This window comes from Micromonospora costi (assembly GCF_003626655.1).
Taxonomy (GTDB): domain Bacteria; phylum Actinomycetota; class Actinomycetes; order Mycobacteriales; family Micromonosporaceae; genus Micromonospora; species Micromonospora costi.
The window spans coordinates 1,861,317-1,876,753 of sequence record NZ_RBAN01000001.1 but is presented as its reverse complement, the minus strand read 5'-3'; the positions used below and the strand labels follow the sequence as shown (position 1 = coordinate 1,876,753).

17 protein-coding genes and 1 tRNA gene are annotated in these 15,437 nt (G+C 70.5%); 5 read left to right on the top strand and 13 right to left on the bottom strand.

From position 1 onward, the window contains the following. Positions 1–18 precede the first annotated feature (18 nt). The 3 genes from D7193_RS08535 to D7193_RS08525 all read right to left on the bottom strand — a co-directional run bounded on the left by D7193_RS08535 (position 19) and on the right by D7193_RS08525 (position 2,078). Positions 19–678 carry a response regulator gene (locus D7193_RS08535; protein WP_120778729.1) on the bottom strand — a complete coding sequence of 220 codons (660 nt, stop codon included), beginning with the start codon at positions 676–678 and terminating at the stop codon, positions 19–21. A 7-nt stretch (positions 679–685) separates the two neighbouring features. Further along, on the bottom strand, positions 686–1,729 hold the full coding sequence (locus tag D7193_RS08530; protein WP_120778728.1) for a sensor histidine kinase: 1,044 nt from the start codon (positions 1,727–1,729) through the stop codon (positions 686–688). 115 nt (positions 1,730–1,844) lie between these two features. After that, on the bottom strand, positions 1,845–2,078 hold the full coding sequence (locus tag D7193_RS08525) for a hypothetical protein (RefSeq protein WP_120778727.1): 234 nt from the start codon (positions 2,076–2,078) through the stop codon (positions 1,845–1,847). Positions 2,079–2,187: 109 nt separating this feature from the next. Here D7193_RS08525 and D7193_RS08520 point away from each other — a divergent pair, with 109 nt between their 5' ends. Beyond that, a complete protein-coding gene (locus D7193_RS08520) occupies positions 2,188–2,934 on the top strand; it encodes an SDR family oxidoreductase (RefSeq protein ID WP_120779357.1) in 747 nt (248 codons plus the stop codon). Between the two features lie 564 nt (positions 2,935–3,498). Beyond that, positions 3,499–3,574: transfer RNA gene (locus D7193_RS08515), tRNA-Arg, on the top strand. 330 nt (positions 3,575–3,904) lie between these two features. On the opposite strand, the gene D7193_RS08505 is transcribed toward D7193_RS08515, so the two are convergent. Together D7193_RS08505 and D7193_RS08500 are read right to left on the bottom strand one after the other, a co-directional pair. Next, positions 3,905–4,225 carry a tyrosine-type recombinase/integrase gene (locus D7193_RS08505; RefSeq protein ID WP_147434341.1) on the bottom strand — a complete coding sequence of 107 codons (321 nt, stop codon included), beginning with the start codon at positions 4,223–4,225 and terminating at the stop codon, positions 3,905–3,907. A 509-nt stretch (positions 4,226–4,734) separates the two neighbouring features. Next, positions 4,735–5,226 (bottom strand): VOC family protein, encoded by a 492-nt coding sequence (locus D7193_RS08500; protein WP_120778724.1) that lies wholly within the window; start codon positions 5,224–5,226, stop codon positions 4,735–4,737. A 911-nt stretch (positions 5,227–6,137) separates the two neighbouring features. Here D7193_RS08500 and D7193_RS08495 point away from each other — a divergent pair. Further along, entirely contained in the window at positions 6,138–6,587 is a 450-nt protein-coding gene (locus D7193_RS08495; RefSeq protein WP_147434340.1) for a hypothetical protein, read from the top strand. An 81-nt stretch (positions 6,588–6,668) separates the two neighbouring features. Here D7193_RS08495 and D7193_RS08490 read toward each other — a convergent pair whose 3' ends face one another. Together D7193_RS08490 and D7193_RS08485 are read right to left on the bottom strand one after the other, a co-directional pair. After that, a complete protein-coding gene (locus tag D7193_RS08490) occupies positions 6,669–7,250 on the bottom strand; it encodes a dihydrofolate reductase family protein (protein ID WP_120778722.1) in 582 nt (193 codons plus the stop codon). 65 nt (positions 7,251–7,315) lie between these two features. Next, a complete protein-coding gene (locus tag D7193_RS08485; protein WP_241562851.1) occupies positions 7,316–8,155 on the bottom strand; it encodes a helix-turn-helix domain-containing protein in 840 nt (279 codons plus the stop codon). Positions 8,156–8,300: 145 nt separating this feature from the next. Here D7193_RS08485 and D7193_RS33180 point away from each other — a divergent pair, with 145 nt between their 5' ends. After that, a complete protein-coding gene (locus D7193_RS33180; protein WP_147434339.1) occupies positions 8,301–8,750 on the top strand; it encodes a zinc finger domain-containing protein in 450 nt (149 codons plus the stop codon). Between the two features lie 281 nt (positions 8,751–9,031). Here D7193_RS33180 and D7193_RS08480 read toward each other — a convergent pair whose 3' ends face one another. The 4 genes from D7193_RS08480 to D7193_RS08465 all read right to left on the bottom strand — a co-directional run bounded on the left by D7193_RS08480 (position 9,032) and on the right by D7193_RS08465 (position 13,414). Further along, positions 9,032–9,478, bottom strand: coding sequence for an Rv0361 family membrane protein (locus D7193_RS08480; protein WP_120778720.1), 447 nt, complete (start codon positions 9,476–9,478; stop codon positions 9,032–9,034). Positions 9,479–9,582: 104 nt separating this feature from the next. After that, positions 9,583–11,667 (bottom strand): phosphocholine-specific phospholipase C, encoded by a 2,085-nt coding sequence (locus D7193_RS08475; protein WP_120778719.1) that lies wholly within the window; start codon positions 11,665–11,667, stop codon positions 9,583–9,585. 135 nt (positions 11,668–11,802) lie between these two features. Then, positions 11,803–12,465, bottom strand: coding sequence for a class I SAM-dependent DNA methyltransferase (locus D7193_RS08470; RefSeq protein WP_120778718.1), 663 nt, complete (start codon positions 12,463–12,465; stop codon positions 11,803–11,805). Positions 12,466–12,565: 100 nt separating this feature from the next. After that, a complete protein-coding gene (locus D7193_RS08465) occupies positions 12,566–13,414 on the bottom strand; it encodes an SDR family oxidoreductase (RefSeq protein WP_120778717.1) in 849 nt (282 codons plus the stop codon). A 113-nt stretch (positions 13,415–13,527) separates the two neighbouring features. On the opposite strand from D7193_RS08465, the gene D7193_RS08460 reads away from it, so the two are divergent. Then, positions 13,528–13,881, top strand: coding sequence for a winged helix-turn-helix transcriptional regulator (locus D7193_RS08460; protein WP_120778716.1), 354 nt, complete (start codon positions 13,528–13,530; stop codon positions 13,879–13,881). Between the two features lie 304 nt (positions 13,882–14,185). Here the strand turns inward: D7193_RS08460 and D7193_RS08455 are convergent, their stop codons facing one another. Both D7193_RS08455 and D7193_RS08450 read right to left on the bottom strand, forming a co-directional pair. Beyond that, on the bottom strand, positions 14,186–14,788 hold the full coding sequence (locus tag D7193_RS08455) for an ATP-dependent Clp protease proteolytic subunit (protein WP_120778715.1): 603 nt from the start codon (positions 14,786–14,788) through the stop codon (positions 14,186–14,188). A 135-nt stretch (positions 14,789–14,923) separates the two neighbouring features. Beyond that, on the bottom strand, positions 14,924–15,403 hold the full coding sequence (locus D7193_RS08450) for a helix-turn-helix domain-containing protein (RefSeq protein WP_120778714.1): 480 nt from the start codon (positions 15,401–15,403) through the stop codon (positions 14,924–14,926). Positions 15,404–15,437: the final 34 nt, after the last annotated feature.

Sequence of the window (15,437 nt, the reverse complement as noted above, 5' to 3'; positions counted from 1 at the left end):
CGCCCGCACCCGGAGGAGTCACGGGGTTCCCGGCACCACGAGCCCCGACTCGTACGCCATGATCACGAGGTTGGCGCGATCCCGGGCGCCGACCTTGGCCAGCAGCCGGCTGACGTGTGTCCGGGCCGTGGCTGGGCTGATCCGCAACGCGTCGGCGATCTCGGCGTTGTCGCGGCCCGCGACGACCAGATCGAGCACCTCCCGCTCCCGCGCCGTCAGCCGCTCCGGATCGAGACGCCCGGTGTCCGGGGACGGGGACCGGGCGAAGACGGCGATGAGGCGACGCGTGACGGCGGGCGCCAGCATGCCGTCGCCCCGCGCGACGGCCCGCAGGCCGTCGACGAGCTGGCCCGGGTCGAAGTCCTTCAACGCGAAGCCGCTGGCCCCGAGGCGCAGCGCGCGGAACACGTACTCGTCCAGGTCGTACGTGGTCAGCACGACCACGCGGACCCCGGCGGTAACCGGGTCGGTGTGGATCCGGCGGGTCGCCTCCAGCCCGTCCAGCTCGGGCATCCGGATGTCCATCAGCACGAGGTCGGGCCGATGCTCGCGGGTCAGCCGCACGGCCTCGGTGCCGGTCGCGGCCTCGGCCACCACGGTCAGGTCCGGCTCGTCCAGGATCACCCGCAGCCCGGACCGGACCAGTTCGTGATCGTCGGCGACGAGGACGGTGATCACTGGACCATCATCGGGGAAGAACCGCCCACACCCGGAACCCGCCACCGGGACGGGGACCCGCGCTGAACCGCCCGCCGAGCGCCGTCACGCGTTCCCGCATCCCGGCGATGCCGTGGCCGTCCTGGGCCCGACCGGCGCCGCCCGCAGGTTCGCGGCCCCTGTCGAGCACCTCGATCTCGACGTGACGTGGCAGGTACGCGAGCCGGACCTCCGCCTCGCTGACGCCGGCGTGCCGGCGGACGTTGGTGAGCGCCTCCTGCGCGATCCGGTAGGTCGCGGCGTCGACGTCGGGTGGCAGCGCAACGGCCTCGCCGGACACGGTCATCGTCACCGCGAGCCCCGCCCGCGCCCCCAGCGCCGGCACCGCCTCGCGCGCGTTCGACGCGCCAGCGGGATCGGCGCGGACAACGCCCAGCACCGATCTGACCTCACGCAGGGCGTCCCCGGCCACCTCGCGGACCGTCTCCAGCGCCGGGTACGCCAGCTCCGGCCGGCTGTCACGCTTACGGAGCGCGGCACCCGCCTGGACGCTGATCGCGGTGAGCTGATGCGCCAGTGTGTCGTGCAGGTCCCGGGCGATCCGCAGGCGCTCCTGGGCGGCGGCGCGCTCGGCGTGCGCGTACCGCTGCTCCCGGCGGGACCGGGCAAGCTCGCCGAACCCGACCGCGGCGACCAGGACGGCCGTGACCGCCACCAGGTCCTCGCCCTCCGGTGGCCGGCCGGCCGCGATGTCGGCGACCAGCACCAGCCCGACCGCGATCGGGACCGCCGAAACCGCGATCGACCGCCGGCCGGCCTCCCCCGTCGCGTAGAGCGCCACGACGAAGGGCACCGGCTCCGGACCCAACGGATATCCGAGCAGGTAGTAGCCGACCGCGGCGGCAGCCGTGACCGCCAGCACCACGACCGGTCGGCGACGGCGCCAGTGCAGGGCGGCGGTCGCGGCGAGGAGGATCGCCGCACCGGAGAGCCGGCCCGCGACGGACACATCGCCGCCGGCGGCCTGCACCCCGCCGACGACCAGAGCCGCCACCACGACCAGCAACGCCACGCGCTGACCGTAACCCGCCTCCCCGTCGAGGCGGGAGAGCTGGCGGGGCCGATCGACACACATGTCGATGTGACGGAAGCAGTCGCCGCTGTCAGCGACGGGAAGGGGTCGCTGGTCAGCAGGACGAAGGCCACCTCCGCGGCGTCCAGCTTCCGGCGCCGTGGATCTTCGCTCCCGTGACGGGGAGCATGGTGACCACGTCGAGGGCTTCGGGTTCGAGGGCGGCGTTCTCGATGACAGTGCGGCCGGGAGTCAGCGCGGCGGCGATGATGAGGTTCTCGGTGCCGGTGCGCGAGGGCGCGTCGAGGTGCAGGTCGGCGCCGCGGAGTTGGCCAAACCTGGACGGTATAGTCCAGTAGGAGTCTCAACCCTGGAGAGATCAGCCAGCACACCATGCTGGCGGCGAAGTTGCAATTGGTCCGCCCAGTCCAGACAATAACGACGATGAAGTGAGTGCGATGTCGGAACGTACGGCCCTGATTACGGGCGGCACCAGCGGAATCGGAAAGGCGACCGCGCGGACTCTGCACGATCGCGGCTACCGCGTTGCCGTCACCGGACAACGCGAGGAGAGTGTGGCTCGCGCACGGCAAGAATTGCCCAGCGATGTCCTGGTTTTGCAATCCGACGCGCGGTCGCTGTCGGACATCGACAACGTCATGTCCGAAGTCGGAGGACAGTTCGGAAGTCTGACCACGCTGTTCCTGAACGCCGGCGTCAACCGTCCGATGACGCTGGAGGATTGGGACGAATCGGGCTACGACGAAGTGTTCGCCGTCAACACGAAGGGGGTGTTCTTCACCCTGGTCAAGGCCTTGCCGCTGCTGTCCGACGGCGCTTCGGTCATCGTGACCGTCGGTATCGGAGCAACGCGCAGCCTCACCGGCAGCAGCGTCGCGGCCGGGTCACACGGCGCGATGCTGGCCATGATCCCGACACTTGCGCTCGAGCTCGCACCGCGCCGGATTCGTATCAACGCGGTCAGCCCCGGAATGACCGACACTCCGATGACGAGAGCCTCGATCCGGACGGCAACCGATGACGTCGCGGGGACGATGACGGCGATGGCCGAGCACAATCCGTTCGGCCGCCTCGCGACGCCAGAAGACATCGCGGGGACGGTCGCTTTTCTGGCTTCGGACGATGCCGTTTACATCACCGGGCAGGAGATCGTCGTGTCCGGGGGTGCCGGGTTGGCCATCTGACCGGATTGGTCCAACTCGGGTCGTTCGGGGTGATCACCGTGACCAACGCCATGCTGCCGCTGCCGCTGCCGCTGCCGCTGCCGCTGCCGCTGCCGCTGCTGCGGCGTTGGGCGGCGAGTGCGGCGGTGTATCGAAGCCGGGCGTTGCCGGCTTCGACGGTCCACGCTGTTGCGGTTTGCAGGTGCAGGCCAGGAGTTGGCTGAGGACGGCGGCGGGTAGCTGGGCGGCGAGGTCGATGAGGGCGCTGTTGCGGCCAGCCGGGCTGGGATGCCGAGGCGCCGTAGTCGTGCGGCGAGTTGTGGCCCGCTGAGCGGACGGCCGGGTGCCCCGCCGGGGAACAGCCATGGGCTGCCTGGGTGCAGGCCACGGCGGTGTGTCCGACCCGGTGGTGGACGAAGCCGTCGATGAGACGGTCCAGCGGTGGTGGGAGGCGGATCGGGTTGTTGCCGAGGCGCAGGTAGGTGCTCCTGTGCTGGGAGGACGGCGATGCGGGGAACGTGGGTGAACGTGGGCCACTCCCTGCCACCTCAGGTGAACCCCCAGGTCGCTAGACTAGGCCCTCGCGCCCTCGTAGCTCAGGGGATAGAGCATCGGTTTCCTAAACCGTGTGTCGCAGGTTCGAATCCTGCCGGGGGCACCAGGTCACACCCTTGATCAACGATCACTTTTCCGCCTTCCGGGGCTTCCGTGCCCGCTGCGTGCCGCCCGATCGCCTCGCTTCCTTGGCCCTGCTCGCATCCAGGTGCTGAGCGACCTCAGCGTCCCGGCCATCCACGGCGCGGGCTAGTGGCGGATCGTCACGCTGGCGTTGGCGTGGCCGAGCCGCCACCAGGACGCCATGTGAGTCCGCGACCCAGCTCGGCGCCACCGTGCCGAGCTTGTGGACGAGCAGTTGCACGACGAACGCCGGTACGGCCAGCTCCCGCCGCTGGTGGTTCTTCGGGGTGTCGATGACCGGGCCGCCGGGCACCTACGCCACCGCTTGGGCGACGGCCACCCGACCCGAGCGGATGTCGATGTGACGGCGGCGCAGCGCGAGCGCTTCACCGATCCGCAACCCGCTGTAGGCGAGCAGCAGCACCAGCACCCGATCCGGCACGTCGCACACGGCGGCGAGCTTGTCGACCTGGGCGACGGTCAGAATGGCCGGATCCGACTCCGGCACCCGAGGAAGCCGCACCGAACGGCACGGGCTCGACCCGATGATCTCGTTGTCGACGGCCGCCCGCATGATCTGCGCCAACAGTCGATAAGCCTGCCGCACCTGGAAGGCACTGAGCCGGTCGGACAAGTCACCGGCTCACCGAGCCACCATGATCGGACGCAACGAGGTCAGCGCCATGGCACCGAAGGCCCGGCAGGACGATCCGGTCAAGGACGGAACGGTAAGTGTGCCGGGTCTTCGGCTTCCACGACCGGTTTGCCGAACCGAACCACTGCTCCGTCCACTCACCGACCGTCATCCGCCGGGCATCCGGCAACACCCACCGATCACGAGCAATGTCGGCCTCCACCATCGCGAGGAACTGATCCGCCTCCCGACGAGCGGCGAACGTACGAGGCGCAGAGTGATCAAGGCGGCCCGCTAGCGGGCCGCGCCGGCCCGGCCCCGGCCTGCTGGCGACGCAGGCGCCGGCATCGGCCGGGCCGGCCGGCCAAGCCGCTGAACGGCAGCAGCGGAGATGGCTCTGAGGCCCGCCGTGTGGCCGCAGGAGCGGGGACGCTCGTGGTGAGTTTCGCGCCAAGGTCAGGGCGGGTTTCAGGACGTCAGGACGTCTCCGCTTCGGCGTTCGTCAAACGTCAGCCGTGGCGCTTCTGCAGGAGCCTGATCTGGTGCCCCTCTGGGTCGAGAACCCAGGCATACCGCAACCGACCGTCCGGAGCATCCATAGGCGCACGAACCGAGCTACCGCCGGCACGAAGCGCACGCTCGTAGAGGGCATCGACGTCGCGTACCCACAGCGCCACCTCGGCGGAACGCGCACCGCCAGCGGCGACCCCGAGACCCGCGATGCGGTTCGCCGCCTGGACCGAGTCGAATCCGATCCGGACGCCAGCGGCATCGACCTCGATCTTCTCTGGAGCGGCGGGGTCGGGCGATACGAACACCCGCGGCATCCCGAGCTCCTCGAAGAAGCTCGCACAGCGCTCGACGTCTTCGCAGAACAGGTTGATCTGCGCACCTGCTACGTCGGGCGCCCGCTCAGGGACACCCTCGCGCTGATGGTCCGCGGTTGCCCCGGCACGGTCGCTGGATTCATCGCTATGGCGTGTCAACCGAAGATCACTCATGGCCGAGAGTCTGACACGAGGCACTGACACCTTGAGGCGCTACGATCAGGCGTCGCCGACGCCGTGCCGCACGGAGCTGGACAGCGCCGACGAGGCCCCGGATCAGAGGACCGGCCGGGCCTCCACGGGCCGCAAGATGGTGTCACCAGAGGCCAAACCAGGCCAACTGATCGCGCGGCGAACAGTCGTGACGGGTCCCTCCGAGGCGTTCTTGTGAGATTCCCAAGCTGACAGCTTGGCCTCGGATCACCCGATCACCGTGACCATGTCGACGGCGATGAGGGACCGGGGCGCGACCTCGTACCCGCCTACTACGGTGCGCCGCAGTTGGCCGGTCAGAGCAACCCCATGTGGGACAGCGCGGCTACGGGGGGCGGGCACTGGTAGGTCCCCGGAGCGATCCCGGGACTGAATATCGGACACCGCGACCCGCCCCCCGCCACGCGCGCCACGAGCCCGAGGTGAGCGGTCCGCATCCAGTCCGCAAGAGGTCGACGGACGGCGGGGGAGCGGTGTGAGATGTCGAGAGGTGTCTCCGCTGCTAGAACGCCATGTGCCTAGGTCGGCGGGGCGGGCAGTTTGATCTCATAATCCCTCGGTCGCCGTGCCCGTTGCGTGCGCGTCGGTACGGGCGACGGCGGCCAACGGCGGTCAGCGCCTGGACGTGGCAGCCGGCGTGGCGGCGCAGGTCAAGCCAGGTCACTGCCTGCCGAACGACTTCCGCCCGTGTCCACACTTCCTCAACCGATGTCGCAGGTTCGAATCCTGCCGTTGGCAGCAGATCACACGGTCTACGACCGCCCGTCGAGGAGAACGGCCTCAGTGCCGAGCGGGCTCGACCGAAACCGTCTCGGGGACTCAGGCGGGGTGACGAGGCCGGGGACAACCGCCCCGAGTGTACGTTGCAGTCGATGGCTTTCGTCTTCATTGCGCTTGTGCTGCTGGCGCTGGCCTGGCCGCTGGTAGCGGCCGGTGCCGCTGTGCTCGTCGTACTTGCCGCGCTCGCCCTCAGAGGCGACCAGGTCATGCGGGACAGATCAGGGGCACTGACGCGGGCGGGCTGGTTGCTGACGGTCGCGGCGGCCTTGACGGGTATCGCCGCCTACGGTCATGGGCTGGCGGCGACGACCTTTGGCTTGATCACCGACGCTGACGATCGGTGCGCGCTGAGACGGCCGGAGGGCTACGACTACCGCCATGGTGGCCCGGCTGGCGGATCGCACAGCATGTGGCCGCTGCACGACACCACGTGCGGCCCCGATCTGGTGCCCGGTTTCGTCAATCCCTTGGTAGCTGGGTCGGCGGTGCTGTTCCTGGCGCTCGCGGTGATCATGACCGTTGTGAAGATCAAGCAGCGTTAGCTCTGTGGCCGGGGTCGAGGCCGCCTGGGGCATCGGTGTCACCGTTCGCAGTGGACTTCTTCGCTTGCCCGCTCAGATCGGTCAACGGCGCACCCGATAGCGCAGGTGAAGCACCCGGTTGCCCTGAATCACCACGTCAGGATCCTCCAACAGGTGCTGCGCGTCGACCGACCCGAAGTAGCGCTTGCCGGACCCGAACACGACGGGTACGACGTCCATGCGCACCTCGTCGACCAGGCCCGCGGCAAGCACCTGGCCACCGACGTCGCCAGCGGCGACCTCGACCACGCGGTCACCCGCAAGCTCCTGGGCCTTGGCCACGGCTGCCTCGACGCCGTCGACGAAGTGAAACGGCGCCTCGGGGTCCCAGCCCTCGGGCGCCGGCCGGTGCGTCACGACGACCACGTGGTCGATCCCGCCCGGAGGCTTCCCGTCCCAGCCGTCCGTCATGTCGAAGACGTGGCGGCCGACGATTGTCGCCCCGATCTGGTCCCAGTACGCCCGGGTGTAGTCGTAGGACGTCTGCGACACCTTCAGCTCGCCGCTCTCGTCCAGCGGGACGTCACCGTTGGACAACCAGTCGAACAGCGGTCCGGGCTGGTCATTCTCGTCCGCGACGAAGCCGTCCACCGACACCGAGCTGTACACGACCACCTTGCCCACGGGGCTCTCCTCTGCTTCGGGTGCCACGAAATTAGCGTGTCGTGAGCTGTCGCTCTTGTAAGAAATCAATCGGCCGGCAGCGGCCAGCCGTCCAGCACGTGGCCGGGATGTTCGCGCAGGAACCGCTGCCGGACTTCGACGTACCGGGTCGGCGTGAGCCCGGTGAACGCCCGGAACTCGTGACCGAAGTGGGCCTGGTCGAAGTAGCCTGCACGACCGGCGAGGTCGCCCCAGTCGATCGGTCCGGCGGGATCGATCGAGAACACGGTGGCGGTGAAGCGGTAGGTGCGGGCCAGCCGCTTCGGTGTGACGCCGATGAGCTCCTTGAACCGCTGTGCCAGATGAGTGCTGCTGACACCGGCCGAAACCCTCAGGTCGCCGATCGCCACCGCCCCGCTGGTCGCCGCGATGACGCTGCTCGTATGGCGGACCAGCCCCAGGCCGGCGGTCTCGCACAGCCGTCGCATCAGCTCCTCCTCGAGCAGCGCCAGCATCTCGTGCGGTCCGTCCGCCGTGGCCAGTCGGTCTCGCAGCTCAGCAATGGCGGGCCGGCCCCAAACCTGCTCTATCGTCACCGGCCGGTCGCACAGCTCGGCCGCAGGCATCGGCAGGAACGGCGCCAGCCCCCACGGCTTGACGTGCACGCCGACGGACCGGGTCCAGAGCGGGTAGCCGAACTCCAACGCCCGGGTGCGCATGGTGACCACGCAGCCGTCGGCGTACTCAACCGTCTCGATGTCGGTGCCGGCGCGGATGCGGAACGGCGCCCCGAGGTTGACGATGAGCAACGCCGACGGCGCCGGCGGCAGCGTCAGCCGGGCGTACGGCGGCGCACCCTCCAGGTAGTAGAGGTCGTCGATCAGCCCGTCCAGCGGCGGTCGCGGCACTCTGGACACGTACTCCACGCCCACAGCATCGCCGACGCCCGCCGGCATCGCGGGCCGGGATGGCCCAGACGCGCCGCTGCCAGCATCGAGCCGGCGCCGATCCCGGAGACTTTGCATTGTGAAGAGCCGGTTTGGCTCGCCCGAATGCGGGGATGGCGAGGTTGTGCGGATCGAGATCGACGAACCTGACGCCGACGAGCGGTTCTGGGAAGGGATGCGGGACGTTGCTGTTGCTGCTACTCGATACCAGGACTCCGACTTGTACGGGGCAATTGTGAAGATCGGCAGAGCGGCGCTTGCTCAAGGCGTCGCACTGGTGCCGTCGGGTGGGCTGTTCATCCAGTGCCCAATCTGTGAATCTCTGCCTGGCCAGCGCTGTATCAACATTCCTCGCCACCCTCTACGTGAGGCATTTCACCCCGAACGGATCGAGTTGGTCGAAAGGGCGCTGAAGGGGGAGGTGCCTCCTCCCGTTCCATTGGCGGATGCCGCGTTGAGGCAGGATCTGGAACAGGCACGAAGTTCCCTCGTGAAAGGCCGAATTCCCATCCGGCTGCGCTCGCTGATGCGACCATTCTGGCGGGAGTCGCCCCAGCGCCAGGAGAGACGATGACGCAGCGCGGAACCGCGATCAGGAGCCGGGCCGAGGAGATCACCAGGAACAGTCTGTTTTCCGAGACTCGCCGCAGACAACCGCACCATGACGCCGAGGGGCTCGATCGCACCGACCGGTCGATGGACAAGCAGCTAGGTAGGGCGGCCGAAGGGGATCGAGCAGGTCATGGACGACGCCTCGCGGAAGGGCCGGGCGGCTGTCACCCGCGGTTGAGCGCCCTGACGCCGCCACATCGGCGAAATGGAGCGGATCAAGCCGACGGCCGGCCCGGAACGCCGTCACGTGCAGATCCGCCAGTCGCCGTCCTCCTTCACCAGGTTGAGCACCTGGGTCCCGCTGGACCCGTTCGATAGGACCCAACGCACGTTGGCCTCCCCGCGGACCTGGCCGTTCCGGTTGACGACGTTCACGCCGACGATCTCGTAGTCGGTCGCCGTGAACAGCTCGGACTGCTGGCGGACGAAGTCGGCCTGGCTCTGCCGATCCCGCAGCTGGCCGCAGACCTGGCCGTAGGCCGTCGCGAAGTCCCGCTCGACCATCGCCCCGGCGAAGGTGTCCACGCTCTCGCGCGCCGGCCCTCTGGCCTCCTGGGCCAGGTCCCAGAGCAGGAAGCCGCCGACGATGCCGCCGAGGCAGCAGAGGGAGAGCACGACACCGACGACGATGAGCACCGTCCGTCTCGTACCGGTGTTCTTCGGTGGCACCATGACCGGCTCGTACGCCATGCCGGCAGGGTAGGGGCCATCGGCAAGCGCCGACGTGACGTCGGGGGGTGTCCACCGTGGGCGGACGGAGGCCGCCGACCGGGTCGGCGGCCTCCGTCGTGTCGCTAGACGAGCCCGCCGAGCGCGGGGTCGCTGATGCTGTCCTTGCCGTTCTCGACGTGTCCGGCGTAGCGGTGCGTGAACCGGAAGTCGCCCGCGACGGTCAGGGTCAGGTCGTACCAGCCGTGCGTGCGGGACAGCTCCCAGCGGGCCCGCTCGGTCTCGCCGGGGCGCAGCGACAGCGTCACCGGACGGGAGTGGTACGCGTCCCGGACGGTCACCTCGACCCGCTTGCCGCCACGGTTGCGGAGTTCGAGGACGAGCGTGTAGCCGTGCTCGTCGTACGACGGGGTGATGGCGAGGTCGGTCGAGCGCGTGCCCGGTTCGGCGCCCGTGAACCGGCGGAAGAAGCCGTTGGGCCCGTGCACCGACAGGTCGTAGCCGGAGGTGGCGTCCCACCTGTCGGTGAGGTGCCGGCCCGGCTCGACGGTGTAGCTGCGCGGCGCGTCCGCGCTGCCCGCCTCGCGCACCTGGAAGACCGCGGCGACCCCGCCGGCGTTGCGGAAGTCGATGTGGAACGCGTCGTCCTCGGCGCGCCCGTCGGCGTGCAGGGTGTAGGGGATCGCACGGGCGGGCCGTACGCCCCGCTCCTGCTTCGGGAGCCGCTGGTCGGCCGGCGGGACCGGCACCTCGTCGGGATGGCGGACCAGGTCCCCGGGCTTGAAGTCCTCGGTGTCCGGCAGTTTGACCTCGTGGGACCGGTTCGGGTTCCGGAAGTCGAAGGCGGTGGTGAGGTCGCCGACGACGGCGCGCCGCCACGGGGTGATGTTCGATTCGGTGAGGTCCGGCCGGCCCTTCCCGAACCGCGCCTCCAGGAACCGGATGAGCGAGGTGTGGTCGAAGAGCTGCGAGTTGACCCAGCCGCCACGGGTCCACGGCGAGACGACGATCATCGGTACGCGGATGCCGAGGCCGTACGGGCCGGCCTGGTTGTGCGCGTCGCCGGGGAAGATCTCGTTGGTGACCGGGACGGTCGAGAGGCCCTGCGCGCGGTTCTGCGGCGGCGTGGGCGGCACCAGGTGGTCGAAGAAGCCACCCTCCTCGTCGTACGTCACGAACAGGGCCATCTTGCTCCACACCTCGGGGTTCGAGGCGAGGATGTCGACGACCTGCGAGACGTACCAGGAGCCGTAGGCGGGCTCCCAGTTCGGGTGCTCGGTGTACGCCTCGGGCGCCACGATCCACGACACCTGCGGCAGGCGGTCGTGCTCGACGTCGGCCCGGAAGTCGGCGAGCAGCGCCTCGGGGTCGCGTCCCTGCGTCCTGATCTCGGTGCCGGTCTTCGCCTTGTCGGCCAGGGGCGTTCCGGGCTGCGCGTTCTGGTACTGGTGGAAGTAGAGCAGCGAGTTGTCGCCGTAGTTGCCGATGTAGGGGTCGCTGGTCCAGCCCCAGGAGCCGGCGGCGTTCAGGCCGGTGCCGACGTCCTGGTAGATCCTCCAGGAGATGCCGTTGCGCTCCAGCCGCTCCGGGTACGTCGACCAGTCGTAGCCCGCCTCGGCGTTGGTGATGACCGGGCCGCCGCCCTTGCCGTCGTTGCCGACCCAGCCGCTCCACATGTGGTAGCGGTTCGGGTCGGTCGGGCCGATCAGCGAGCAGTGGTAGTTGTCGCAGACGGTGAACGCGTCGGCGAGCGCGTAGTGGTAGGGCAGGTCCTGACGGGTGTGGTAGGTCATCGCGGTGACGCCCTTGTTGGGCACCCACTGGTCGAACCGGCCGCCGTTCCAGGCGTCGTGCCCGTCGTTCCAGCCGTGCGGCGGGTCCGGCAGGAAGGTCTGGCCGAGGTCCTTCACCTCGGGGCGGAACGGCAGCAGCTCGCCCGCGCCGTCGGGCTGGTGCCACACGCTCTTGCCGGACGGCAGCGTCGCCGGATGCGGGTCGCCGAACCCGCGTACGCCCCGCAGGGTGCCGAAGTAGTGGTCGAAGGAGCGGTTCTCCTGCATGAGGAAGATGACGTGCTCCACATCCTGGATGGAGCCCGTCCGGTTGTTCGCCGGGATGGACAGCGCCTTGCTGAGGTCCGCTGGAAGTGCGGCGCCCACGGCGGGCGCGCCCACCATCTTGAGGAAGGTACGGCGATCCACTGTGCCCATTGCTCACCCCGAGGTGCGTTCCGAGAGTCTGGCGACGGGACGCTACCGGCGCCCGGTTGACGGGAGGTGGCCGTAGCTGGTTGCTTCCGCGACCTCCCGTCGACCGGCGTCGGGCCTGGTGGACCCGTGGGGCCGTCAGGTGCCGGGCCGGCGGGCCAGCAGGTACGCCTGCGGTGTGCTCTCCGTTCCGCCCTCGTACGGCTCGGGTTCGCGCAGCAGTCGCGCGCGTACCTCGAACCCGGCCGCGGTCAGCAGCGCCGCCACGTGGTCCGGCCGGCGGCGGCGGAAGGTCAGCGAGATGGTCTCGCCGAACGCCTCCGTACGCACGACCCGCTCGTCACCGACCTGGAAGACCATCGCGAGGTGGCCGCCCGGGGCGAGCGCGCGGTGGAAGCCGGTGAAGGTGGCGGCCAGCAGCTCGTCCGGCACGTGGATGATCGAGTACCAGGCCGTGATGCCCGCGAGGCCGCCCTCGGGCAGGTCGAGCGCGGTCATCGAACCCTCCTCGAACCGCAGCCCCGGATGGTCGCGTCGCGCCTGCGCCAGCATCTGCGGCGACAGGTCTATGCCGAACACGTCGAGCCCGAGGCTCGCGAGGTGAGCCGTGACCATGCCGGGCCCGCAGCCGACGTCGGCCACCGGCCCGTTCCCGGCCCGCCGCACCAGCTCGGCGAACGCCCCGAGCACCGCCCGGTCCCACGGCTTGCTGGCCAGTTCGTCGCGGAACTGTCGGGCCATCCGGTCGGCGACGGCGTCGTAGGACGCCCGGGTCTCACGCAGGAAGTCCGGTTCGGTCATGCCCCGGCACGCTACGCCGCCGCGCTCCGCGACCCGGCCCGCCCGGGCGCCCCGGACGTCGCCGTCCCGCCCGGGGCGCGGGCGGGGCGGCGACGCGTGCTCAGAGCGCGGCGCGGATCGCGTCGGCCAGGGTGACCGGCTCGCGGCCGATGAGCCGCTTCAGGTCGTCACCCTCGACGTCCAGCTCGCCGCGGGCGATGCCGCGGTCGCCGTCGGCGAGGACGGCCGCGTAGTCCCGCGGGACGCCGGCGCCGACCAGGACCTCGATGTACGTCTCCTCCGGCAGGTCGGTGTAGCGGACGTCCCGGCCGGTCTGCCGGGACAGCTCCGCGGCGAGGTCGGCCAGCGTGAACGGCGACCCGCCCAGCTCGTACACCTGGTTGGCGTGGCCCTCGCCCGTGACCACCGCGGCGGCGGCGTCGGCGTAGTCGGCGCGGGCGGCGGCGCTGACCCGGCCGTCACCGGCCGCGCCCGCGACGCCGTGCTCCAGGTACGTGGGGATCTGGGGCAGGTAGTTCTCGAAGTACCAGCTGTTGCGGAGGAAGACGTACGGCAGGCCGGAAGCGGCGATCTCCTGCTCGGTGCCGCGGTGCTCGGCCGCGAGGATCAGCCGGCTGGTGTCGGCCTTGGGGATGCTGGTGTACGCGATCAGGCCCACCCCCGCCTCCCTGGCGGCGGTGATCACGTTGCGGGCCTGCTCGACCCGGCGTCCCAGCTCGGTGCCGGACACGTAGACCAGCTTGTCGGCGCCGGCGAAGGCGGCGCGGAGCGAGTCGACGTCGTTGTAGTCGGCCTGCCGGACGGTCACGCCGCGCGCGTGGAGGTCGGCGAGCCGGCCGGTGTCCCGGCCGAGCGCCACGATCCCGTCGGCCGGTACGCCCCGGTCGAGCAACGATTCCACGATGAGGCGGCCGAGGTGCCCGGTGGCGCCGGTGACGACGATGGCCATGGTGCTTCCTTTCGGTCGGTTGGACCTCCGCTGCAACGGGAATCCGGGCATCCCACTTCCCGTTGGAGAGTAGGCACCTTGAAGTGCGTAACCCACGCTGGGAGAGTCAAGAGGTGGAACCGAACGTCTACGACCGAAAGTGCGGCAGCCGGCAGGTGCTCGACCGGATCGGCGACCGGTGGAGCGTTTTGGTGGTGCTCACCCTCGCCGACGGGGTCAAGCGGTACGGCGACCTGGCCCGGCGCATCGACGGCATCAGCCAGAAGATGCTGACTCAGACGCTGCGTGGCCTGGAGCGCGACGGGCTGCTCACTCGCGAGGTGCACGCCTCCGTACCGCCCCGGGTCGACTACGCCCTCACCGATCTGGGCCGCAGCCTGCTCGACCTGGTTTCCGGCCTCGAGGTCTGGGCCACCAGCCACCTCGCCGAGGTGGAGGCCGCGCGGGCCCGCTACGACGCCCGCTGACGGCGGGCGGCGGCGGCGTACCAGGGGCCCACGCGCCGGCCGCCGCCCGATGTAACGAGAAATCACGCGAATACGCTGGGGTCGCGCGCCCCAGCGAGGGATTCCCGACCGGAATAGGCTCCGGCTATCGAGATCGGCAGGTCATGGCATTCCTGCGGCTGTCGGTGTCGGACGCGAGTGAGGGGGCGCGTCCGCCGCCGCTCGCCGACTCTTGTCGATGTCGCTCCTGACGGAGGAACCATCGCGCCTGCCCTGTTCCGGGTGAGCGGTGACGGCCGGCGGGACCATCGCCGGCCGCCACCGCTCAGCTTCCCGGAAGCTCGTCCACGCCGGTGATCACCTGGTCGATGAGCCCGTACTCCCGGGCCTCCTCGGCGGTGAACCAGCGGTCCCGGTCCCAGTCCCGCTGGATCTCCTCCAGGGAGCGGCCGCTGTGCCGGGCGATCAGTTCCTGCATGGACCGCTTCACGCGCAGCATGTTCTCGGCCTGGATCGTGATGTCCGCGACCGTCCCGCCGAACCCGCCCGACGGCTGGTGCATCATGATCCGCGAGTGCGGCAGGGCGTAGCGCTTGCCGGCCGTCCCTGCGCAGAGCAGGAACTGCCCCATCGATCCGGCGAAGCCGATCGCCAGCGTGGCCACGTCGTTCCGGACGTAGCGCATGGTGTCGTAGACGGCCATGCCCGCGCTCACCGAGCCGCCCGGCGAGTTGATGTAGAGGAAGATGTCGCGGTCGGGGTCCTCGGCGGCGAGCAGCAGGATCTGCGCGCAGATCTGGTTGGCCGACGCGTCGGTGACCTCCGTGCCGAGGAAGACGATGCGCTCCTTCAGCAACCGCTCGAACACCTGGTCACCGAAGGACGGCTGCCCGCCGTCCAGCATCCGCACCGCGTCGTACCCGATCATCGCGTCCGCCTTCCACCGTGCCGGCGGGCGGCGGGACCGCCCGGGGGACCGGCCTCTCCAGCGTGCGCGCGGTGGCGGTCGCGGCCCCAGCGATTCTGCCGGCGGCAGATTCGCCGCCGGCAGAACCGGTCGGGGTCAGACGGCGGTGAGCCGGCCGGCGCGGGCCCGCCCGCAGGCGAGCAGCGCGGCGCTGCGCGGGCCGGGCCGCCCGGCCGGCGCGGCGGACACGCCGACCCGGAGCGTGGGCCCACCCGCGCCCGGCCCGCGGTGCAGCATCGCCCGCGGCGTACGCGGACCGAGCCGCAGGTCCGGCCCGCTCTGCGGCCGGGGCGCCGGCACCAGCGTGGCGGGCCCGGAGCGGGGCGCGGCCGGCACGCGGGGCTCGACGCGCCGCAGGTCGTCCCGTGCCTCCTCGAGCAGCTCGGAGAGGTGGATGCCGAGCGCCCGGCAGATCGCCGCGAGCACCTCGGAGGACGCCTCCTTGCGCCCGCGTTCCACCTCGGAGAGGTAGGGCACGGACACCCCGGCGGCCTGGGCCACCTCCCGCAGGGTGCGGCCCTGGCGCAGCCGAAGCCGGCGCAGCACCCCACCGATCACCCGTCGCAGCAACGACATGCCGGCCTCACTTCCACGCCTCGTCGTCCGGGAC